Origin of the sequence: Flavobacterium sp. HSC-61S13 (assembly GCF_024171535.1) — a bacterium.
In the GTDB taxonomy this organism is placed as follows: domain Bacteria; phylum Bacteroidota; class Bacteroidia; order Flavobacteriales; family Flavobacteriaceae; genus Flavobacterium.
Genome location: NZ_JALJZV010000023.1, coordinates 16730 through 40664, shown reverse-complemented (window position 1 = coordinate 40664; position 23935 = coordinate 16730). Strand labels below are relative to the sequence as shown.

Below are 23935 nucleotides of genomic sequence, written 5' to 3'. Positions count from 1 at the left end.
GTATAAGTATATACTCGAGTCGTAGCATTTTGTTCGATAGTCGTCAGCGTTTCAGCAGCTTTTACTAAATCGGTGATATTGATGATTTGTAAAACCCCTTTATCATCATAATAGTTGAAATTGGTACCATCATAAGTAACATTTCCCTCTATTTTTGTGATGTATTGGTTTAAAATCTCTTTTACAACAGTGTTGTTGATGATCTCTTCGAATTTATTCGTCACATCTGCAATTACGTTGATATCAACTGTTGCTCCAGCCTCGTTGGTATAAGTATATACTCGAGTCGTAGCATTTTGTTCGATAGTCGTCAGCGTTTCAGCAGCTTTTACTAAATCGGTGATATTGATGATTTGTAAAACACCCTTATCATCATAATAGTTGAAATTGGTACCATCATAAGTAACATTTCCCTCTATTTTTGTGATGTACTGGTTTAAGATATCTTGAACCGTTGTATTGTTAATTATTTCCTCAAATTTGTTGGTGACATCGGAGATTACTGTAATATCGACTGTATCTCCAGCCTCGTTGGTATAGGTATATACCCCAGTGGTCGCATCTTTTACTAAGGTTGTTACCGTTTCAGGTTTTGAAATATCGCTAAGCAATACAGAAACGATATGTCCTTCGGTATCTTCTAAAACCAATTGACCATTAATAACACTTAATTTAACGTTGCTCGTATTTAAAAACAGGGTAGTGTCTTCATCACTAATCATTCTAGTCCATCTATTTCTAAACCAATAAAAATAACCCGGTTGCATTTCAGCATTTGAGGTTATATTATACACCAATAGACTTTCGACATTCCCATTGGCGATTGTTGAAGCATCAGTTACACTAGTTAAAGCAATGCGCGGGATTAAAACCCCTTTGTCGTCGGATTTAATGTCCAATTGTGACGACTTGTTCGGATAATGTGTACCAATACCGACTTGGGAATAAACCATACCGCTCACAAGTAATGCTGCTAAAGGAAGTAATTTTTTCTTCATCTGAAATAAATTTTAATTATTTTTTCGTTTTGTAACTCTCTAGAGTAGATGCCTCCGAATAATGGATAAATCAATAATTTTTTACAAATTCGCCTATACTATCAAAAGTATTAATCTCTAGAATGCGAATTTGGCAATTTATTTTACTAATAATGTTTCAAATTAATGGACGTACGTAGGTCTAATAATATGACACATATTTAAAAATCAGCCGTTTAATGGAAAACCCAATAAATAAACTGATTCGTTAAAAATTTTAAAGTAGGATCACAGATATTGAATAATTCCCATAAGATATAAGCCATGACTTCAATTAATCAATTTGAGACTAAGTTTAATTTTATCATAAAAAAAATATAAAAAAAATCTTAGATGTACAAAAAGGGTTGGAAATAGGACAAAAAAAATAAATAATTGTAGTGATAAAAGTCAAAAAACATCAAATCCCGTAATTTAGCACTCAAAAATGACTTTTAAATTGCCAAAAAAAGAGGTTTAAAACGAGTAAATACCGAAGTACTTTAAATACAAAACAGTTGTTAAAAACGGATTATCATCTTATATTCAGTTAATAAACAGCCGAATACCGTTTAGTTTACGAAAAAAAATCGTTTCAAATCATGAATTCCTGTAGCTGATAGCTACGGGAATCCAATCATTATGCTTTGTATATAAAGTAAATATCGACAGCCCTTGCCTGTTTACGGGATAATACGATAGACCGTTTCCACTAATACTCAAAGTGCGTACTTTATCAGTTAACTTGACCATAAATACTCCACAATATGTATCATTTGAAAATAAGTCTATTTTATCCCAACGGACAAATATCCAGAAGAAAAGACTGTAGGGTTTGTTTGAGGGGATCTTTGCAGCGGTGAAAATCCGGGTCACGATCTTTTGCGATAATCGAAAGCCGTTGAATTCTTGTCCGCATACCGTAAAATATTTGGACAAAAAAAAATCCAGTTACTTGGCAGTAACTGGATAGGTAACTATGAATTGAAGAAACTCCGAATAGCCGCGGCAATTCGATGTAGTTCCTCTTCTTGTAAATTAGATCCTGAAGGTAAACACAGCCCCGTTTTAAACAGATCTTCTGCGACTGTTCCTCCATAATAAGGACTTGCCGCAAATACAGGTTGTAAATGCATCGGTTTCCATAATGGTCTTGATTCTATTTGATCTTCTAATAAATGTAATCTCAATTGTTCTGTCGTTTTACTACAAAGGCTTGAGTCTATAGTAATACAACTCAACCAGTGGTTAGAGAAAAAATCGTCAGACGGCTCTACAAATACCGAGACTCCAGCAATATCTTGAAACAATTGTCGGTAAAAGAAATTATTGGCTCTACGTTGTTGTACGCGATCTTCTAAAACTTCCATCTGACCTCGGCCGATACCCGCAGCAATATTACTCATGCGATAGTTATAACCTATTTGAGAATGTTGGTAATGCGGTGCTTCATCTCGCGCTTGAGTCGACAAAAACACTGCCTGATCTTTAGCAGATTTGGTTTTACAAACCAAGGCTCCTCCTCCAGAAGTGGTGATGATTTTATTTCCATTAAAACTCAAGATACCGAATGCTCCAAAAGTACCGCAGTTTTCACCCTTATAAGTGCTTCCTAGACCTTCAGCTGCATCTTCTATAACCGGTATACCGTATTTTTCAGCTACGGCATTGATTTCAGCTACTTTATAAGGCATTCCATATAAATGAACAGCGACAATCGCTTTGGGTTTTTTACCCTTGGCCATACGATCTTGAATAGCTTCTTCCAATGCTATAGGACAAAGATTCCAGGTCTCTTTTTCACTGTCTATGAATACAGGGATCGCTCCACAATAGGCAATCGGATTGGCTGAAGCAGAGAACGTCATGGTTTGGCAAATCACCTCATCTCCAGGCTGTACGCCCGACTGAATTAAGGCTAAATGAAGAGCCGCTGTTCCTGCGCTTAAAGCCGCTACAAATACTTCTTTATTTAATGCTTTAGCCAGATCATCCTCTAATCCGTTAACATTGGGTCCCAAAGGCGCTACCCAATTTTCATCAAAAGCTTGATGAATATAGTGCAATTCATTTCCTCCCATATGAGGAGAAGACAACCAAATTTTTGAATTCATGCTAGTATTTTTTGGAAATATAAAGGTAAAGGTAAATTTGACAATTTCATATAGATATTTGAGCTTTGTTTTATCAAAATTTTATACTTAATTGGCAGATATATCCCATAATTCCCAGATGATTATCATCTAATATCCATGCTGTTGTTCCTATTAATACTTGCTGATACGATTTTGTATTATTTCATCTGTAAAAATTGCCGTTCTTGTAAAAGATCCCCCTTGCATCCCTATCCATCTCCCTTAAAACAACAGGAATATCAAGGAGGACTAACCATGTCTACGTGGTGATTTACTCCGTTTTCGGGTAACTGAGCATTTTTAATACGATTCTAAAATTATGATCAAAAAAAAATCGAATTTCCACAAACACAGCCTTATAATATATCAACTGGTAAAAACGGCAGTGACTAGCTTATTTTAATAAATAAACCTTTTAATTGTTATAAAAAACCTCCTTATATCCCGCTATCGTTTCCCTTAAATAGTGGTAATAATAAGGAGGCAAATCCATGTGAAACCTACCGCCTGTAAGGACTTAAGGTTAAACGGCAATTTCAGTTAAAAAAAGGCAATCTTAAAATAAATAAAAATCATGAAAAATGAAAACTTTAAAATTCCGCCACACGGTGTTTAAATTTAATCCCATCATAAAAAACTCAACTTCAGCGTTCGTTTTTTATAAGCCCATAAATTCCTCCAGAAGCCCTTAGGCAGTTCTCCCGTGTACACCTAAAAACTATATAAAGAAGGCAATAACTAATCTTCAACGTTTTATTAGTACAACATTTTTATTATTTAACTGTACAAAAAACACGGCTATGTGTTTAAAATAAAATTTATACGGGGTACTTCTAAAGCCTATAAATGGGATAAATATTCTTAAATCTGATCTATACTATACGGGTTTAAATCAAAAAACCTCTTAGCTTAAAAAAAGGCGCGAGTACTCTACGCTATCGTACAGACACTCGGCTTATCTATAAATAATCGTCGAGCCCGCGCCAAAAGTTGAAAGCCACCCCTCACTTCTTAGCTGAATTAAAATCTTTCAGTAAGAAGATCAAAGAACGCCTTCCATCATTAAAAAAGAGTAACTAAAAACAAGTATTAACCTTAAATCATATTTAATCTAGCAAGCACCCCTTTTATATATTTTGTGTTGTATTGGTCGGTTATGAAAAGGCTCTATGACTCCGAAGGCTATACCTTTTGAACAATTCAGTTGGTTCTTCAAAAAGATAGCGCTTTCCCAAACATACTGCAGTACTCTCCTTTTAGTTTCTTTGTCGAAATTTCAGCCAAACAACCGTATTTGCGTATCATCGTGCGCATTTTTATTTGGTTATTTGTGTTAATTTGATCCCATGCTTGACATTAACTTTATCATCTGCAGTTACATTTATCATCATTGGATACTCGAAGCGTACTCGCAACGCGGTTTTGCCTTAGATCATAATATCGAGGAAAGCATCGTTCGAAAAATTAAGACCACAGCCCTTAAAACCGGAAAAGTGGTTTACCACATACCGGTATTTACTTTAAAGAAAATTTGTGAAGCCCGCAATATAAAACTATATGAATTTTTTAAATTAATTGATTGTTAGTTTTAATTTGGTAAAATTTTTACTAGATGTTCTTTTATAACACTGCTATTTTTTTTAACTTCCAAACCACTATACAACGTCTTTTACAATACCTCAAAGAGCTCTTTTTTTTTCGAAAAACCAACTTCAAAAGCCCGTTATTCCTACAATATCCACCAGACTTAAACTTTCCATCTCATTGATATTGACCCAAATATAAAAATAATTTTTAAAAACAACCTATATGTATCCAAATATTTTTTGTTAAAAATCGATATTTACTACTATGGACAAAAAACGATTTAAACAGGAGAACGAGGCGTTGGGTTATCGAATTCGAGAACTGAGGGAGAATTATGTCCACGAAAAACTCTCTCAAGAAGAACTCAGTTATAAAACAGGGAATGCCAAAAAAACCATAGGCGAAATCGAAAGAGGAAACACCAATCCCACCTACGAAACCCTACTTAAAATAAGTAAGGAACTCGATATTACCATCAAAGAACTCTTTGACTTTGATATGGATAGGTACATCCAATTGTCAAAAGATTTTAAATTGGGAAAGCTCAAGTAAGGACTCGGGATCTGAAATTAACGGATACGAGTGAGCAGTAATCAGTGAGCAGTGATTAGAGAATCGTAGGCTACAGAGAATGCACGACTAACGAATCACGACTAACGAATTACGACTAACGCGTCAATCGCGATGCTGCTTCTTGATCCAACACGTATTCGACATTTTTAAATTGCTGTAAGTAGGTTGCAGGTACTCCCGCTGATATCATTCCCTCCAGTGCTTGATGTATAATTTCAGCTTTGCGTTGGGATAAAGCCAATAAGATGATTTCCTTGGCTTGGGTAATGGTTTTAATCCCCATGGTTATTGCTTGCTTAGGAACGCGTTCCCGGCTTCCGAAGTCCATGATGGCATCTTCGATAGTAATGTCATTGAGCGTCACTAAACGCGTAGCTGAATGCAGTTCCGAACCCGGTTCGTTAAAACCAATATGTCCGGTACGCCCGATGCCTAGTAATTGCAAGTCCAAACCGCCAAAGTCTTTAATTTTCTTTTCATATAAATCACAATGCGCCTCTACCTGTTCCATAGAAAGGGTCCCGTTGGGAATATGTATGTTTTCCGACAATATGTCTACATGGTCGAACAGATTTGCATTCATAAATGCACTATAACTCTGTTCATCAACCGGCTGCATCGGATAGTATTCATCCAGGTTAAAGGTCACCACATGTCTAAAGCTCAATCCCTCATATCGATGTAAACGAATCAATTCCCGATACACTAATTTGGGTGTCGATCCCGTTGCCAAACCCAATATCAGTTTTTCTCCTTGGATCTTCTTTTGATTGATCAATAAAGCGATTCGCTGTGCCACATAAATAGACGCACTTTCGTTATTGGGGTATACTTTTACTGTTTTTTCGACTTGGTTGTTCAAAGACATGGATTTAATAAAGTTTCTTAAGGCTTATAACTAAGACATCTTCAAAAATACAAAATCTATCTGAAAAAACACAGAAAAATATAAAAGGTTCCCAGTTGGTTTTATCACTCGATCAGTTGCTCCGCACGATTAACTACACGCAACTATAAGCGCGCTATTCATTAGTAGCTGTATCATCTAATACACCCCAGTTGCCCATTTTTTTTGCTAAAACTAGGTTTTCAAAATTCCATAAAATGGTTGACCATGCAACAGTAATTCTAGCGATCACAGCAGTAAAATGTCCTCCCTTTATCCTCCCTTTATCCTCCCTTTATCCTCCCTTTATCCTCCCTTTATCCTCCCTTTATCCTCCCTTTATCCTCCCTTTATTTCTAAATACATTTTAGAAGAAAAATCAAGCATCTAAAAATCTTATAATTATTTGTATATCTCGCTGCGATCTTTTATTAAGGACACCTCGTATGCAAAATTTTTCGCATTCGAGCAATAAGAGGAATTAAATAAGAAAACTTAGCCGAAATATTGGGTATTAGCCAACAAAATGTTTCCAATTAAAATACCGCCGAATTGTAAGACCACAAAATCAGCATGATTGCACAAGCTCTAGAAGTAACCGATGAAACTATTATAAATTCCTTAGACGAAAAAATTTGGAGCACTATAAAGAAATACCTTTTAGAATGGAGCTGCTAGCTACACACCCATCGACAAAGTATCCGAACGATACAAACGTCTATAAAAAGCTGAGCAAGAAGGAGTAAATTATCAAAGAATTCCCGTTTTCTTAACTAACGATAGCGGGTTCACAATCTGTATAATGGACTGATTAAAATACGCACGACTTATTGTAAGAATCGTCCGTATTCAACTTGTGGTCGTATTAAAATAGCAAGCCATATAAAAGCTTATATACCTCAATTAGAACAATTATTTCAACTTATTTTAATATACTCTTAAGCTTTCTATTGTATAAGGAGAGGATTTTTCTATGCACATTGATAAAATAGAAAAGGGAAACTAACTTATCAATCACATGGAGGAATTAAGACAATAGAAGCGGATTTTGATGCGGATGATTTAACCGAAAGCATTGTACTTTAAGAGAGGGCTAATCGTGTTTTTTAATGTTGTATAGATAAATAGTAAGATAAAGCAAGCTGTGATATTCTTGTAGGTCGTACAATACCTAAAAAAGTAAAAAAAATGACAGATTGTTTGCAATAAATACCATGTTTATGGTATTTATTGCAAACAATCTGTCTCTAAATTTGCTGTTCAATAAAAATTATAATTATGAAAAAAGTATTATTTGGGTTATTTGGAGTTCTATTCTTTATTTCTTGTTCGTCTGATTCAGAAAACACAGTAGATAGTAAAGAAGATGTTTATTTAAAAACTAATCTTTCTAAAATTTTGAATCTAAGTGAATCAGATAGAAGTGATTTTAAAAAAACAATGGTTTTTGACTCAAATGGAAAACTATCTTCTTGGAATATTGACTTATTAGAGAAGGCTTATGTTAATGAGGAAGATTTTACAAATATATTCTCTTTTTTGGTCAGTGATTTAGGTGGGGACACTAGTAAAATAATTATAGTTGATGAAAATAATAATGAAAGAGTTCTATACCCTAAATCTAAAAGGTTAAATAACAAAAAGATTTTGTCTAGAGGAGATCATATGACAGATGATGCAGATACTGGCGGTACTGGGACAATTACATATAAAGATTATATAAAGCATCAAAGTACCGGGGATTGTATGAAATACATAGGTCATTCATGTACAAGAACATATTAATTTTATGAAAAAAATATTTTGCCTTTTTTTAGTGTTGGCTTTTTTTTTATCTTGTAAAAACAAAATTAAGGACAGCAAAGAAGATGTTTATATAAAAACTAATCTTTCTAAAATTTTAAATCTAAATGAATCAGATAGAAGTGATTTTAAAAAAACAATGGTTTTTGATTCAAATGGAAAATTATCTTCTTGGAATATTGATTTATTAGAAAAGGCTTATGTTGATGAGGACGATTTTACCAATGTCTTTGCTTTTTTGATTAGTGATTTAGGTGGGGACACTAGTAAAATGATTATCGTTGATGAAAATAGTAATGAAAGAGTTTTATATCCTAAATTTAAAAGTTTAAATAGTAAAAAATATTCTTTAGATGAAGTAAAGAATATGAATGCTTTATTTTATATAACATCTACTAATTGTGGGGGGTGTGTATCAGAATATAATAATATGAATATTTTAGCATCAAAGTTCAAGGATAAAAATATAAAGTTCATCGCTGTTTTTGAAAATGTAAATACTATAGAAAATTATAAAAAAGGAGCGATTTATAAGAAAAATGGATTTATTAATGATGATTGGATTATATTAGAATTGAATAATTTGTTACCTGTTTTGACAAAAAAATACAAAAATGAATTAGGATTTCCTTTTGCTTTTTTTAGAAAGAATAATCTTGATTTAGATATATATCCCAATCCGCACGATTATCAAAGTATTGAAAAAATAATAAGAGAAAAATTTTAGTTTAATTATTTATTTTAACAAAGGCTGTCTCAAAAGGACAGCCTTTATCGTTTTAAAAATCCAACAACATTTAATTACATAGCATCTTGTTTTTCAGCATACTTAAGTATGGCAACACAAAAACCAAATTCTAAAGCTCTATAATTAATCGCAACTATCTCTTTTACCACATTCTTTAGATGATTTTGGTTGGCGATAATCATCCTGCACCTCTTGATAATAATATTATAGTCAAAATTGACACCCACTTATTCTGAATTAAAATGAAATAGGCATCACGAGTTATCGTCCTATTACTTGATGTAGAAAACATTCTAAAATGTTTCACCTTACTTCTACAAGTTTTAAGGTAAATACCTTTTATCTTATACTTAATTTTACCCTAGTAACTATTGATTTTATTAGTACTCGCCGATTTCCGTTTGCACTAACTTCGATTATTTCATTTCCTTGAACTACGCTATAATTTATATTCAACTCTTTGTTTTACAACACAGCAATTGACCACGCTTGATACTGATTGAAGTTAAGTCCCATTAAGTATAAGTCTACCTTTTCCATTATATTCCTAGATTTGGACAGTGTAAGTACAAGTAAAATATTTTTATATAATTCATCATTTTGAATAGACTCCGCAAAATGAAGAAAAAACTTCCAATTCAAGGTTCTGTAGCCAAAATTGTACCTTGCGACATATCACTATGGAGAATGAAACTTTAAGAGGTTTGTAAATAGAAAAGGACCTGTAAAAATCACATCTCCTCGAAGCCATACTACAGAGGAAGCATTTGGTGTTATTTACTGCATTTAATATAAACTCAATATTAAAATACATTATATTTAATGATTCTTGCTGGATTCCCGACAACTACAGCGCCATCTGGTACGTCTTTAAGGACAACAGAACCTGCTCCGATAGTCGCCCAACTTCCAATTTTGACACCTTGAATGATTGAGGAACCTATACCCAAGTGGCTGCCTTCTCCAACTTCTACATTTCCTGCTAATGCAGCATTAGGCGAAATATGAACAAAATCAGCAATAATACATTCGTGATCTACAGAAGCATTTGTATTTATGATACAATGTTTACCGATCTTTGCCCCTGAATTTATGGTAACACCCGCCATTATAACTGTTCCCTCCCCTACACTTGCTCTTTTGGAAGTAGTACTATGCGGATGTATTAAAGTTATAAAACTTAATTTTTTGCATCGCGTAGCTATCTCTTTGCGAATTTTATTATTGCCTATAGAAATCACCACTTGGTCGATATTAATAGGTATATCTTCAATAACAGAATAATCTAAAACCACTTCTATTTCGGGATTTCCATCAATAAAACCTGAAATAGGGATATTCAGAGCTTCAGCAATTTCTGCCACCACCTTTCCATGACCACTCGCTCCATATAAATACATAATAAAACTTTATTTAACTGTCACTCCCTTAAATTTAAACTCGTCGTTCCTCAAGTTTTTGGTAGCCAAATTGACTTGCAGCAAGCTAATTACTGGGATATAAGCATTAATATTCTTAAATACAAAAGTAAAGCCGTAAGGAACTTCAGTTGTAGAACTCAAAATCGAAAAGCCTTTTCCCGAAGGGTGTAATACAGTAAAGGTTTCATGAAATTCCCCTTTTGAATCTACGAAATTTGCTCCAAAAAAATTGATCCCCTTATAATTTATATTGTTGTTCTCCACAAGACCACTCACCCGCAACTGCTTCTCTTTCGCATCATAAACTACTTCGTTTATTATAACGATTCTGTTATCAATTTGGATCTTACTTTCTGATTGCCGCAAATCTAAGGCAACTTTGAAAAAAGAGTTGTCTTGTTCGAGTTTTATATTTTTTGTTTTTAAGCCATCACATTCATTTTCATTGCTTTGCGCGAATCCAAAACTCGAACTAGAAAATAGTATAACCGCGATTATTTTTCTCATAATATTACCTTTTACTACCTTTAAATGCTTCCATAGTTGCTTGACCGTCCGCTGATATCCCCTCTCTAATAAACACCTTTTTTAAAGTTAAGATAAAAATTTTAATGTCCAACAACAAACTCAAATGATCTACGTACCAGACGTCCAGTTCAAATTTTTGTTCCCACGAAATCGCATTCCGGCCGTTGACTTGAGCCCAACCGGTGATGCCCGGACGCACCTGATGTCGCTTTTTCTGTTTATCGTTATACAACGGTAGATATTGCACCAATAAGGGACGTGGTCCTATCAAGCTCATATCGCCATTTAGGACGTTAATGAGCTGTGGGATTTCATCCAAAGAGGTTTTACGAACAAACGCCCCTATAGGCGTTAATCGTTCGGCATCAGACAACAATTGCCCGTCTGCCCCCTTTTTGTCGTTCATCGTTTTAAACTTGACTATGCTGAAAATTCGTTCGTCTTTACCCGGCCTTCTTTGAAAGAAAAAGGGTTTGCCTGAATTGGCAAAAAACAGCCCAATTGTAACAATTATAAATATAGGACTCAATAAAAGCAAGCCGATAAGTGCCGCAAAAAAATCCAAGATGCGTTTTAAAAAATGTTTATACATTATAGTTATTTTGTTGGACAGTAAATCCTTTATCCACTAACAATCGATTATATTCCGCTAATAAGGCATTCCAAACGAGCTTTTGTTCGTAACGCTCGGTAATCATACGTCGAGCATTATTTTTCAGATATTGAAAGTAATCGTTGTCCTCATACAATTTCAAAAGACTTCTATAGATTGCACCAACGTCTTTTACCGGAACAATCAATCCGTTTTCACCTTCAATAATAATTTCGTTACAACCGTTAATATTGGTCACTATAGACGGTAATCCCATGGCCCCTGCTTGCATGACTACATTGGGAAAACCCTCTCTATAACTCGGAAAGACCAAAGCATCCGATATCGCAAAATAGGGCCTTACATCGGGTTGAAAACCTACAGAAATGACATCTTTGTTTGAGTTTATTTCACTCAATGTTACAGTTTCTAATGGGTCTAATGCTGCTTCAAAATCACCAACCAATAAAAGTTTAATATTATTTTTTGCTTTTGACACCAAAACAAAAGCCTTTAAAAGCTCATTGATCCCCTTATCTCCTACTAGCCTACCAACAAATACAAATACAAAATCTTCCGGACTAATTCCTAAATCTTGTTTAAGTAGGTTTAATTGTTCCGACGAAAAATGAGATGTATCAAAAAAAGCCGTATTGATACCATTAGAACTTCCCTTACCAATTACTTTCAATTTATTGGGATCTGTATATTTATTTTCAACAATAAAGTCATATAATCCGTTTGAATTGGGATATACGTTTGTAGCACAACGGTAGGTCAGTTTTTCTACAAAATCTAGCAACTTTCGTTTTACTCCAGTAGCTTCCATTAAGGGCAAACCGGCCACGGTATGCAATCGAATGGGTACGCCGGCCAATTTAGCCCCTAACATTCCTACGACACCCGCTTTAGGGGTATGGGAATGTACGATAGTTGGCTTTTCTTTTTTACAAAGTTTGTAAAAATTCCATAAGGAAACCATATCTGCTAAGGGTGCAATAGTACGCTTCATTTCTAACGCAACAACAGCAACCCCTTCATTGTCCCGAACCGCTTCTAAGTCTCTTCCTTTAGAAGAGACTCCTATAACATCAAATCCTTGTTGGGTCATAAATCGATGCTGACCCTCTAAGAGTTTTTTTAAAGAAACCGGAACAGTGGTTATGCGTAAAATTTTCAATTTCATCTATTGTTTACTAATTTTTATTCTATCTCAAAATCTAAATCTAATCAAACCCTTTTATTCCACTTGAATACTCCGTTCCTTAAACCATTTTCGAAATTTAAGTTCACTATCTAAATCCTTTTTATTTTCTTGTTGAATCTGAAACTTCTTAACGAAAATAGGAGGTGTATAAGTATAACTACCCGAGCTTTTAGAAAAAAACACACCGCTATTAACAGTAGTAAAACCTTCAAAAGAGATTTGTCCTTTTATCTTTTTTATAGTTTTATCATAATTATTAAGAAGTCCCGGTATTGAAATTGCTTTTGCGGAATAATAATCGGTACAATTAAGAAACCGAATATCGACCGTTTTTTGATTTTCACCTAAAAAAGAGCCCAGAAAGATTAAGAAACCAGCATCTCCATTATTGTAACTAACAATATTCTTTAAAACAATATTCTTTAATTCCTCATGGTTGTGATTGGGTTCTAAATCAATCCCTGCCATCGGCAGCGTTCCCGAGGTATTAGAAAGAACAATATCATTTATAGAGATGTTTTCTCCACTGATTACTGAAATCCCATTCCTCCTATTATCATCGACAATCCCACCTTCAATTAAAATGTTTTTAGATTTTATTCCATCAAAATCGTTAATATATATTCCATCGCCCCAACATTTTGAAATTATTGGATTAAAAATTTTTATATTTTGTGACCCGACAATATTTATTCCCATACCCCACTCGCCCTTAGAACTTAAATGAGCGTATTTATCACCTACTAAACGAGGGTTATAGATGGCTACATTAGAAATGTTTTTCAAATTAAAAATGGAATAATTTGTTAAACTGTTTGGTTCTATAGTTATTTTAGATTTTTCTCTGAAAAAAATCTTACTGTTGCTTTGTAGCTCCAACCCCAATTGATTAACTAAAATCGGAAAATCCGGAAAAACCAAATTAGGGTTTTCATCGAGCGCTTTTTGAATATATATAGTATAATCTATATTTCCCCTTTTGGAATATCCTTTTGGCAAATAATTACTAACCTCAATAAATCCCTTTAAATCTATAAGAACCCTTTTTGACTTATTAAGTTTTAAAGGCACCTCTTTATATTTAAAAACTGCCTTGTCTTGTCCCCTACAACTCGAGAAAAAAAACACTAGAGTCAATAAAACGTATAATGCCTTTTTAACTATCATATTCCTTTATATAAAGATTAATCATTTTATCTAATGTATATTCCTCAGCGCGTAAGGCACAACTCTTGGCTTTTTCAGCATAAAATTGTTGATTAGTATAAAGTTGTAATATACAGTCCGCTAATTCTTTTTCATTTCCCTGCTCGAACAATAGTCCATATCCATCCACAATTTCCTTAATCCCTTCAACATCCGATGCTATTGCCGGTTTACCAGCTGCCATACCTTCAACTATAGACAAACCAAACCCTTCGTAATAAGAAGATAAAATAGCAACATCGGCAAAATTAAGCAACTCTGGAACATCATATCTATTCCCCAAGAAAATTACTCGATGCATTAAATCTAGTTTCTCGGCAAAATCCTCATGTTCTTGTCGCAGACCTCCGTCTCCAACAAAAATTACAGAAATTTCTTCGGGAAGATATTTTAGTGCTTTTATAACCGTCATTTGATCTTTTTGAGAACGAAAACTAGACACCTGAATGAGATTAAATCCTTGCGGTAAATATTCAAATTTCGCTGATTTATTTTTATAATTCTCAACAACAATCCCATTATTGATAATTTTAGCTGCTGTATCACGACCTAAATGTTGGTCTAAGTTTTTCTTTGTTGCAGCTGTAATGCAACAAATGCTATCTAGACCACGATAGATAACCTTATCCACAGCGCGCCAAATTTTACTTTGTCTCCTTCTATTATTAGTGCTATGTTCTGTATAAACTATCCTCGTTTTACTAAAACTAATAAATCGCGCCAAAACCACCCAATAGAGCGCAGGAAAGAGATGTACATGTACCACATCATATCGGTGTAAATATTTTACAATTTTAATGATATGCCAAGGGTTGTAAACGGACCCTTTACTCATAAAAAAAACGCGACCGTTGGTACTGGCTTTTAATTGATTTCTAAAACCTGACTCCATATCCTTCAAAACAAGAACATCCGTTAAATGTCCTTGTTTTTGTAAATTCGGAATCATATCTACAATCAATTTTTCCGCCCCACCTGTTGAAAGACTTGTGACAACTTGTAATACCTTCATTATACTTTATCTGTTTTTATAATACTGTTCCCTCGCTAAAAACCTCGTATTTACATTGTCATCACTTAAAATATTGTTGGAGTAAGTGTAAAGTTCATTATTATAAGAAAGCCCCGTTCTCATAAAACAAAAGAGCAAAATATATCGAATCCAAAATCGACTATTATTAGCTGCAACACTTAAAACTACATTGGTGTACATATAAATATACCCTAATAAAAACAAATTTGAAAATCTGTTTATAAACGATTGCGACGTACTAAAATATAAATAAACCAATAAATAAATGATACACGAATTCACTAGGAAAGCATTGTATTTTATTACCCGATTGTAATATATAATGATAAATCCAAGCAGTACAATCTTCTCCAATATACCCCAAGTGATTCCGTAAGCTTTTTCCGTATCATCCGCTCCTTGATTTAGTAAATGTTCAATTCTCCCTCCAACTGCACTTCCAATCATTTCAAGAAAGTCCTTGTAAAAATTAAACTCAAGTAAATAGACTATTATTCCCAAGAAAGAAAGAACGACTAACAATCTCTTGTTTATGACTTTTTTACCTATAAAAAAGAGAAAAAATAGAAATACTGAAGATGTATGAAATGATACCGCCAGCAATATAATTAGAATTGCTTTTGTTTTTTTGTTTTCAATAATATAGGGAATTGCGAACATCCCAATCAAAATCGCTGTAAAATTTCTAAGTAAATCGATGATAACTATTGGAAATAATGCTATCAATAAAATATAACCTAAAGAAACATACTTTAAATAAGATCCAAATAATTTATTAATTAGAAAAACTTGTATTAAGGTAATACCCAAAACAAAACTCTGATAACTTAATCCTAACAACTTAGACATTTTCATTAAAAAAGAGAATCCAATTTCATAATCATCAGCTGTCCATACGTTCCACAAAGTGGATTCATATTTTAAATTATAATTAAACCAATCTGATCCTATATACCCTCTAAATCCAAAAAATAGTAAAAACAAAATAGCGCTACAATATTGTATTCTAACCCTTACTTTCTGGTCCGTTATATAACTTCTTTCGCATAAGAATAGCACAAAAAAAACAAAAAGAAGTACTAAATAGGGTAAACTGTGTAATTCCATTTATAAAATAATTTCTTTTAATTTATCGTCTATATTAGTAGCATTAAATAATGCTTTTGACCCGTCAGAATATAGCGAATAATTTGCGTCTATATCGGTAATCACTTTTGCGATCCTTTCAGGTGTAAATCCCTCCACACTGATTCCGCATTTATGTTTCTCGAACAAGTAGTTTAGCGCAGGAATATCATTCGAGAGCATCGGAATTCCAAAGTTAGCATATTCATAAATTTTATTGGGCGCACAATACAGCGTATTTAGCGAATGTTCAATTTTACCACCATCTGAAAAATAAGTTAAAAAACCTATATGAGCTTTTTGTGTGATTTTTAGATGTGAAGGACTTGCTACAAATGGTAAAAAAACAATTCTATCATTATTCTCATACTTTGTTTTTAGTGTATTCTTATAGTCGTTATCACTCCCCATTAAGCAGACGATATACTCGTCTGGCAAAAAAGCAATAGCCTCACACAGTTCGTCCATACGCCTTTCAGGATAATTAAAAATCCCTTGATATAAAATAATCTTCTTTCCTGTAAAGCGACTATCATCCTCTAGGCTTCCATCAATTGCTATATCCATTATTGGTTTATTAGGAATTATGTGAGGTAGCCGTTGTAAATTAAAAAAGGACTTGGTTATGTGACTTCTATTGTACTCACAGCAAATAACATTTTTTGCATTTTGAAGCGCTTTTTTATAATTAATAAACGGTGATAACAGTCGATAACGAAGGGAAACTTCTAATCTAGGAAACTCAAACAAATATAAATTTGTTTTAAAATTATTAATAAGACGATAAAACAACCATATTGAAGTTTGTCCAAACAGCCATACAGTAGGAGATTCTTGAGAATAGCTTTTCAATATTTTTTGTACTTTTTTTCTAAAAAAGATTAGTCGTAAAAATTTGACAATGGAATTTGACTGCGTATTGTTGTCAATTAAATTATAAAATGTAACTCCTTTCTTCTTCAAAGATTCTATATAAATCAAATCATAACAACAACCAATTACAATAATGTCTAAACCATTATTCTGCAAAAAGTTAATTATTGACAATATCGGAGGATACTTTTGAATATCATATTCAAAAATCAGTATATGTTTATCGCTCATTTAAAAAGAATTTCACAATTTTCTCACTTGCTTTTCCATCACCATAAGGATTGTGTAAGCCAGACATAATTTCATATCGTTTATGGTCCTGAAGCAGGCTTTTCGTTTCTCTAACGATTAAGTCTCTATTGGTTCCCACTAAAATCACTGTTCCTGCCTTTACCGCTTCTGGTCTTTCAGTAGTATCACGCATTACCAAAACCGGTTTACCCAAACTCGGCGCTTCTTCTTGTACTCCTCCAGAATCCGTAATAATCATATACGATTGATTCATTAGCCATACAAAAGCAGGATAAGCCAATGGATCAATCAGTTTAATGTTATCGATACCCGATAACAGTTCATATACAGGTTTCTTTACATTGGGGTTTAAATGCACGGGATAGATAATCTGTACATCGGTATGCGTGATTGCAATTTCTCTTAAGGCCTCGCAGATTCTAATAAACCCATCCCCGTGATTTTCCCTACGATGTCCGGTTACCAAAATCAATTTTGCATTCGGATTCACCAAGGTCTTTAATTTCGCAATTTCTTCATTTTCAATTGTCTCTACACGTTTCGAACTGTCCATTAAGGCATCGATGACGGTATTTCCGGTAACCACGATAGTTTCTGGGCTAACATTTTCTTTCAGCAAGTTTTCTCGCGAAGCCTCTGTCGGTGCAAAATGATAATCTGCTATTCTTCCTGTGATTTGTCTATTGATCTCTTCCGGAAAAGGCGCTCGCTTATTATGTGTACGAAGTCCGGCTTCAACATGACAAATTTGTGCTCCTGAATAAAAAGCGGCAATACTAGCAGCCATAGTGGTCGTAGTATCTCCATGAACATATACATAATCGGGTTTAAAATCCTCTAAAACCTCTTGTAGATTTAAAATAATATCAGCCGTTAAAGAGTATAAGTTTTGATTGGGTTTCATTAAATCTAAATCATAATCAGGAACAATTCCAAAAAAATCTAATACCTGATCTAACATTTCTCTATGTTGTGCTGTAACACAAACTCTAGTGTCAAAAAACTCTGCATTCTTTTTAAATTCATTGACTAAAGGAGCCATTTTTATGGCTTCAGGTCTAGTACCAAATACAATTAAATTTTTCTTCATTATAATTTTCTAAATTTATTAATTTTTCTTAAAAATGAAATTATTCTAAATCTACTAAATCGCGTATCCTTGAGATCTTGTAATGTAAATGACGATAGGTTTACTTCTTGCAATAACTGTCGAGATACATTTTCTATACTGTGGTTTTCCATAAAATATCTATAGCAACTATCACCCTCTTTTAAGATAGAGTGATCTTTAATCTTTGCTATTATTTCCTCGAAATCATGCAAATATCTATTTTTGACATCGTAAACATCGCCAACAGAATAATTAGCGGCTTCATACAACCACCTAAATTTATTATCAATGGGCATATAAGTATAAGATAAATCTACGAGAATAGTAGGTATTTTAAGACTCGCAGATTCCAATGTTGATGTTCCCATAGCAAACATCACATGAATATTATTTACCATGTACTCATTTAATTCATCACCAATTATGGTACCTAAATGTAATAGTTCAAGATTTGGATGCAATGCTAGCTGATCTATTTTATGCTTAGCTTCGCCTTCTCCTATTATATGAAATTTAATGGTTTCAGTAGGGTATCTATCCAAAAAAGCATTACAATGTTCGATTACATTGATTAAGGGATTAACCTTTTCACTACTCAATCTACCTAAAGTTCCCAAATGAATAGTATTTGTCGGAATTTCGCATTTTAAGTAATCCTTTTTGCCGAGACAAATAATAGGAAGATAATTTTGAGGTGTGTTTTTAAAATTAAAGATATCACGTTGAGTACTTAAATTTGCACCATCCATAAACACCAATGCATTTTTGTCAATCATAAAATCAATATCGTTGGCAAAATCACTCCATGCGAAAGATTTAAAACTATACTTCTTAAAAGGTGTTAAAGCATTTTTAAGTCCCATTGGATGTATCGACCAGAAAAAGAGATTACAATCGCCTTTGCAATAATTTAGTATATCGACACTAGACGAAATTGGAGCAATCATAACAGTATTTTGGGGTAAGGTTAATTTCGTAACAACCTTAAAAGGAATCAAATTAATCTTTAGATTATTCTTCTTGACTTCACCTGCAACAAATCCATCTTCATAGTCAACATAATTTACAGATATAGACAAATCGTCCGACAAATAGTTTGCTAATCTCAAAAAAAGAAACTCAGCACCTCCAACAATTTTACTCGGATAAAAGAACGTAATTGAACTAAATTTACTATTTTCCATAAAATAAAAGTTTTCTGAATATTATAATAAATAATAATAAATATAATAGATAATTTAAACAAAACCCCATTGCAGCCCCTTCGACGCCATACAAACCAACAAACCAATAACTAAACAAAACATAGCTAATAGAAAACATAATCTCCGTAATTATATAAATTTTCATCATTGCTTTTGCTAACATCAAATAAGCCAAAATATATGAGGCTATTTTAAAAACATCTCCTAAAAGTTGCCAGAAAAATAATTTTTCCATCGGATAAAAATCCGCTGTGTATAATAAATCAATAATAAAATAGCGCCCCAAGTACATTGTAAAACTCATTACCATCACGGCAGGAAGTATCATTTTATATCCTTGAAATATTTCTTTTCTCAATTCCGATTTCAACTTAATACTAGAAAGTTTAGGTAGATAATAAGTCAATAGTGCCATGTTAATTATCATTAAGTAACCATCAGAAACACGCATCATTCCTTGCCAGATTCCTGCATCCGTTATATTCAATTTCTCAATTATAATATTACGAAGAAACAATTGCGAAACCGGAATTGTTAAAGCTGTGACAATAGCCATTGACGTATAGCTACTCAGTTTGCGAACTATTGAATAATCAATTTTCTGTTTAAAAAGTTCCACAGTCATCCACGGTTGACGAAAAACAATTGTCAATGACACAAAAAACACTAGTGTCTGCGACAAAATTAAAGCATACAAGGCTCCGTGAATTTTATAAAAATACACTAAAGTCAAGGTAATGAAGAGGCCTATAATACTACCTAGCGTATTAACTAAGGTTAATATTTTAATCTGTCCCTTTCCGTTTAAAATCGAAACCAACAATGAATTCAGAGAATAAAACAACAAAGTAACCCCTAAAGTGATAATAACAAATTTATATGAATTATCAGCAAATATTAACTGTGATAGAGAATTAGAAAATATCGTTAAAAACACACCTATAAAAAAAGAACAAAAAAAAGAAATACGCAAACTTGTACTAAACAGTTTTTTTGTTTGCTGCTCATTATCTAAGTATTCAGCTGTATACTTGACAACACCTGTATTTATCGCTCCATTTCCAAAAGTTAAAACAATAGCTAAGAAATTCACAAATGCCCCCATCACTGCTACACCAGGAGCTCCAATTAATATTGCAACGATTTTGGTCGAAACAAACCCTGTTGAAATTTTAACAAGAGTAGTTAACCCCGAAAAAATTGTTGTTTTAATTAATTTCAATCTAATATTGATTTAAGTATTTTACAATTTCAAAAGCTTCCTCTTCTGTCAATACTTCACTTATAGGAATACTCAAAACCTCTTTATGAATTTTTTCTGAAATTGGTAAAGATAGATTAACCCAGTTTTTATAGGCTTCTTGTTTGTGAGGTGGTATTGGATAATGAATCAAAGTTTGTATTCCTTTACTTTCTAAATATTGTTGTAGTTTTTCTCTATCATCGCAACGTACAACAAATAGATGCCAAACATGATGATTTTTATTTGTAACAACAGGTAAAACAATTTTTGGATTGTTAATTTCACTAAGGTAAATATCAGCTATCGCTCTCCTTTTCTTGATTACAGCAGGCAAATGTTCCAACTTAATACTTAAAAAAGCAGCATTTAACTCATCTAGACGACTATTTATACCTTGATATAAATTTTGATACTTTATATGTGAACCATAATTACGCAAGGCTTTTAAAACGACATATAGTTCTTCATCATTTGTAGTAATTCCACCCCCATCAGCTAGAGCACCAAGGTTTTTACCAGGATAAAAACTATGTCCAGCGGCATCTCCCAAATTACCTGCCACTTTACCGTTGTATTCTGCACCATGGGCCTGTGCCGCATCTTCGATAACTTTTAAATTATATTTTTTTGCTAACTGGTTGATACGATTCATATCCGCCGTTTGCCCATATAAGTGCACAACTAATATGGCTCTAGTCTTTTCGGTAATATGGCTCTCTATCAAGTCCGGATCCATATTGAAAGTACCCAAGCTCGGCTCTACCAAAACTGGAGTTAATCCGTTCGTGGAAATTGCTAAAATGCTAGCAATATAAGTATTTGAAGGAACTAGAATCTCATCCCCTTCTTTAAAAATTCCCATCTCTTTATATGCTCTAACAATCAATATTAAAGCATCCAGACCATTTGCTACTCCTAAACAATATTTAGTTCCACAAAATTTAGCATAGGCCTGTTCAAAGTTAGCTAATTCTTGTCCCAACAAAAACCATCCTGAATCTACTACACGATTAAATGCGCATGTTAATTCCTCTTTATATTCTTTGTTGATTTTCTCTAAATCTAAAAATTTAATCATAATAATAATTTATATAATTCCTTTTTGTACAGCTGGATTACCGTACCATATTGTATTTGCGGGAACATTCTTGGTAACAACACTTCCCGCACCTATTAGTGCGTTTTCTCCGATCACTATACCAGCAATGATAGTAGCGTTTGCACCAATTGACGCGCCCTTTTTAACTAATGTTTTTTCAAATTTTTTTGGGTATTGTTTTGATTTAGGAAACAAATCATTTGTAAAGGTAACATTAGGTCCAACAAACACATTGTCTTCTAAGGTTACTCCATCCCAAACTTGAACCCCCGATTTTATAGTGACATTATTACCAATAATAACATCATTCTCAACAAAGACTTGTGCATTTAAATTGCAGTTTGAACCGATTTTAGCTCCCGCCAAGATAACCGTGAATTGCCAAATCATAGTATCGTTGCCAATATTCTCACATTGTACATCTGCTAACGGGTGCACTGTATAATTTTTCATGAATTTATAAATTTTAAATATGCATCATAACTCCGTATATAATCTTTTTCATCGTATTTACGAGAGGCCAGAACCAGGCAAATACTACCACTTGAAAAGCCTACAATTTCTCTCCAAATACCTGGTTTGATATATAATGCTTTTGATGGATCGTTTAGAAAAACCGTTTTTTTTCTTTCACCGTCATCTAAAACAAATGAAAATGATCCGCTTGCGGCAATAATATATTGCTCTAACTCGTAGTGACCATGTCCTCCTCTTTCACTTCCCATAGGAACATCATAGAGATAATATATTCTTTGAACTTTAAACGGCATATCGATGTCGTTTTGTAAAACCGTTATATTACCGCAAGTATCTCCTATTTTAGGTAGATCTACTAAATTACAGTCATCTATTTTATACATTTTTCATATCTTTAAAATGTACAAAATCCCTTATATAATCTTCTTCTTGAAACAATTTATCCGATACGATCAAAGCAAGTGAATTTGTCGAAAAATTCTCCAATTTTCTCCAATACATTTTTGGGATAAAAAGCCCGTAATAAGATCTATTTAATGAAAATTTCATCTCCGAGCGCCCATCATTTAAAACTACATCAAAGCTACCAGATAGTGCAATTATAAATTCTTGTTGCTCTTTAAAAGCATGACTACCTCTAACTTCTCCACCTGGGACGTCATAAATCCAATAAGTTCGAGCGATTTCAAATGGTAACTGATTAGGATGTTCCAAAAAAGACAAGTTACCTCGTTCATCGAAAATCTTTGGTAGATTAATAATTTTTGCTGTATTCATTAAATACTATGTTTTAAGATTATCTTCTTTATATAATCATAATAATCCCCCTTTAAATCCTTTATTTGATCCCAAAGTTTATTTTTATCAATCCATTGATGTTTTAACGCAATTTCTTCCAAACAGGCAATCTTTAAACTGGTTCTCTTTTCAACAGCTTTTACAAACTCCGTAGCTTCTGTCAAAGATTCGTGAGTACCGGTATCCAACCAAGCAAATCCCCTACTCATGGTTTGCAATTTGAGTTTTCCTTGCTTCAAATAATCTTGATTAACCGAAGTGATTTCCAATTCCCCACGATGCGATGGCTTAACTTCTTTTGCTATCTCCACCACCGAATTGGGGTAAAAATACAAACCCACTACTGCATAATTGGACTTGGCTACCAGAGGTTTTTCCTCCAAACTCAATACGTTCCCAACGGCATCAAACTCCGCTACACCATAACGCTCGGGATCATCGACATAATATCCAAAAACCACGGCCTTATCTTCGTCTGTTACAGTTTGTATAGAATCTTTGAGTAACTTCAGTAATCCTGCACCATAAAAAATATTATCACCTAAAACCAAACAAACATCATCTTGACCGATAAAAGCTTCTCCAATAATAAAAGCTTGAGCCAACCCGTCTGGATTGGGTTGTTCGGCATAAGATAATGACAGTCCCAATTGACTACCGTCACCAAAAAGACTTTTAAAATTCGGTAAATCATGTGGAGTCGAAATGATTAAAACATCCTTAATTCCTGCCAACATCAATACCGATAAGGGATAATAAATCATCGGCTTGTCGTAAATAGGCAGTAGTTGTTTGGAAACCACTTTGGTCAAGGGATGCAATCGAGTACCTGAACCTCCTGCTAATATTATTCCTTTCATTTTTTTATAGTGTAGTTAGGCGTTATATTGTTATGTATAATTGAATGCTTTTTAATCTAAATAACTGTTATTATGATAGGTACAAAATTAACTGAAAGAAAACTTTAACTACCTAATAAAAATCACAACCTGGTTAAAAGTATTCATTTTATCATTT

Annotated in this window: 22 protein-coding genes and 1 pseudogene; 4 read left to right on the top strand and 19 right to left on the bottom strand. The window is 33.4% G+C overall.

Annotated elements, in window-relative coordinates; all coding sequences use genetic code 11:
* Together L1275_RS15820 and L1275_RS15815 are read right to left on the bottom strand one after the other, a co-directional pair.
* Window positions 1–998: pseudogene (locus L1275_RS15820) on the bottom strand (hypothetical protein); the annotation flags it as partial.
* A gap of 995 nt (window positions 999–1993) precedes the next feature.
* Window positions 1994–3130, bottom strand: a complete 1137-nt coding sequence (locus L1275_RS15815; RefSeq protein WP_253475674.1) for a DegT/DnrJ/EryC1/StrS aminotransferase family protein — start codon at window positions 3128–3130, stop codon at window positions 1994–1996.
* 1367 nt (window positions 3131–4497) lie between these two features.
* Here L1275_RS15815 and L1275_RS15810 point away from each other — a divergent pair.
* Both L1275_RS15810 and L1275_RS15805 read left to right on the top strand, forming a co-directional pair.
* Window positions 4498–4737, top strand: a complete 240-nt coding sequence (locus L1275_RS15810; protein ID WP_253475671.1) for a transcriptional regulator — start codon at window positions 4498–4500, stop codon at window positions 4735–4737.
* 265 nt (window positions 4738–5002) lie between these two features.
* Window positions 5003–5290: a helix-turn-helix domain-containing protein gene (locus tag L1275_RS15805; protein WP_253475668.1), complete on the top strand. Its 288-nt coding sequence runs from the start codon at window positions 5003–5005 to the stop codon at window positions 5288–5290.
* 115 nt (window positions 5291–5405) lie between these two features.
* Here the strand turns inward: L1275_RS15805 and nagB are convergent, their stop codons facing one another.
* Window positions 5406–6179, bottom strand: a complete 774-nt coding sequence (gene nagB / locus L1275_RS15800; protein WP_253475665.1) for a glucosamine-6-phosphate deaminase — start codon at window positions 6177–6179, stop codon at window positions 5406–5408.
* Window positions 6180–7475: 1296 nt separating this feature from the next.
* Here nagB and L1275_RS15795 point away from each other — a divergent pair.
* Window positions 7476–7982: a hypothetical protein gene (locus L1275_RS15795; RefSeq protein ID WP_253475662.1), complete on the top strand. Its 507-nt coding sequence runs from the start codon at window positions 7476–7478 to the stop codon at window positions 7980–7982.
* Window positions 7983–7986: 4 nt separating this feature from the next.
* Complete coding sequence (locus tag L1275_RS15790; RefSeq protein ID WP_253475659.1) at window positions 7987–8727, top strand: peroxiredoxin; 741 nt, start codon at window positions 7987–7989, stop codon at window positions 8725–8727.
* Window positions 8728–9551: 824 nt separating this feature from the next.
* Here the strand turns inward: L1275_RS15790 and L1275_RS15785 are convergent.
* The 16 genes from L1275_RS15785 to rfbA form a co-directional block, all read right to left on the bottom strand.
* Window positions 9552–10148, bottom strand: a complete 597-nt coding sequence (locus L1275_RS15785; RefSeq protein WP_253475655.1) for an acetyltransferase — start codon at window positions 10146–10148, stop codon at window positions 9552–9554.
* Window positions 10149–10157: 9 nt separating this feature from the next.
* Window positions 10158–10676, bottom strand: a complete 519-nt coding sequence (locus tag L1275_RS15780) for a hypothetical protein (RefSeq protein WP_253475652.1) — start codon at window positions 10674–10676, stop codon at window positions 10158–10160.
* A gap of 4 nt (window positions 10677–10680) precedes the next feature.
* Window positions 10681–11289 carry a sugar transferase gene (locus tag L1275_RS15775; protein WP_253475649.1) on the bottom strand — a complete coding sequence of 203 codons (609 nt, stop codon included), beginning with the start codon at window positions 11287–11289 and terminating at the stop codon, window positions 10681–10683.
* Entirely contained in the window at window positions 11282–12475 is a 1194-nt protein-coding gene (locus tag L1275_RS15770) for a glycosyltransferase family 4 protein (RefSeq protein WP_253475647.1), read from the bottom strand. The genes L1275_RS15775 and L1275_RS15770 overlap by 8 nt, the downstream gene beginning before the upstream one ends.
* Before the next feature lie 54 nt (window positions 12476–12529).
* The gene (locus L1275_RS15765) at window positions 12530–13663 is read right to left on the bottom strand and encodes a right-handed parallel beta-helix repeat-containing protein (RefSeq protein ID WP_253475643.1); all 1134 of its coding nucleotides are present in this window, start codon (window positions 13661–13663) and stop codon (window positions 12530–12532) included.
* Window positions 13653–14714, bottom strand: coding sequence for a glycosyltransferase family 4 protein (locus tag L1275_RS15760; RefSeq protein ID WP_253475640.1), 1062 nt, complete (start codon window positions 14712–14714; stop codon window positions 13653–13655). Before L1275_RS15760 ends, L1275_RS15765 begins: the two co-directional genes overlap by 11 nt.
* A 6-nt stretch (window positions 14715–14720) precedes the next feature.
* On the bottom strand, window positions 14721–15719 hold the full coding sequence (locus L1275_RS15755; RefSeq protein ID WP_253475637.1) for an EpsG family protein: 999 nt from the start codon (window positions 15717–15719) through the stop codon (window positions 14721–14723).
* A 123-nt stretch (window positions 15720–15842) separates the two neighbouring features.
* Window positions 15843–16964, bottom strand: a complete 1122-nt coding sequence (locus tag L1275_RS15750; protein ID WP_253475634.1) for a glycosyltransferase — start codon at window positions 16962–16964, stop codon at window positions 15843–15845.
* Entirely contained in the window at window positions 16954–18075 is a 1122-nt protein-coding gene (gene wecB, locus L1275_RS15745) for a non-hydrolyzing UDP-N-acetylglucosamine 2-epimerase (RefSeq protein ID WP_253475631.1), read from the bottom strand. Before wecB ends, L1275_RS15750 begins: the two co-directional genes overlap by 11 nt.
* Entirely contained in the window at window positions 18075–19280 is a 1206-nt protein-coding gene (locus L1275_RS15740; RefSeq protein ID WP_253475628.1) for a hypothetical protein, read from the bottom strand. Before L1275_RS15740 ends, wecB begins: the two co-directional genes overlap by 1 nt.
* The gene (locus L1275_RS15735; RefSeq protein WP_253475625.1) at window positions 19270–20523 is read right to left on the bottom strand and encodes an O-antigen translocase; all 1254 of its coding nucleotides are present in this window, start codon (window positions 20521–20523) and stop codon (window positions 19270–19272) included. Before L1275_RS15735 ends, L1275_RS15740 begins: the two co-directional genes overlap by 11 nt.
* Window position 20524: 1 nt before the next feature.
* The gene (locus tag L1275_RS15730; protein ID WP_253475622.1) at window positions 20525–21622 is read right to left on the bottom strand and encodes a DegT/DnrJ/EryC1/StrS aminotransferase family protein; all 1098 of its coding nucleotides are present in this window, start codon (window positions 21620–21622) and stop codon (window positions 20525–20527) included.
* 9 nt (window positions 21623–21631) lie between these two features.
* On the bottom strand, window positions 21632–22096 hold the full coding sequence (locus L1275_RS15725; protein ID WP_253475619.1) for an acyltransferase: 465 nt from the start codon (window positions 22094–22096) through the stop codon (window positions 21632–21634).
* Window positions 22093–22503: an FdtA/QdtA family cupin domain-containing protein gene (locus tag L1275_RS15720; RefSeq protein ID WP_253475616.1), complete on the bottom strand. Its 411-nt coding sequence runs from the start codon at window positions 22501–22503 to the stop codon at window positions 22093–22095. The genes L1275_RS15725 and L1275_RS15720 overlap by 4 nt, the downstream gene beginning before the upstream one ends.
* The gene (locus tag L1275_RS15715; protein ID WP_253475614.1) at window positions 22496–22897 is read right to left on the bottom strand and encodes an FdtA/QdtA family cupin domain-containing protein; all 402 of its coding nucleotides are present in this window, start codon (window positions 22895–22897) and stop codon (window positions 22496–22498) included. Before L1275_RS15715 ends, L1275_RS15720 begins: the two co-directional genes overlap by 8 nt.
* Window positions 22897–23778, bottom strand: a complete 882-nt coding sequence (gene rfbA / locus L1275_RS15710; RefSeq protein WP_253475612.1) for a glucose-1-phosphate thymidylyltransferase RfbA — start codon at window positions 23776–23778, stop codon at window positions 22897–22899. Before rfbA ends, L1275_RS15715 begins: the two co-directional genes overlap by 1 nt.
* Window positions 23779–23935 lie beyond the last annotated feature (157 nt).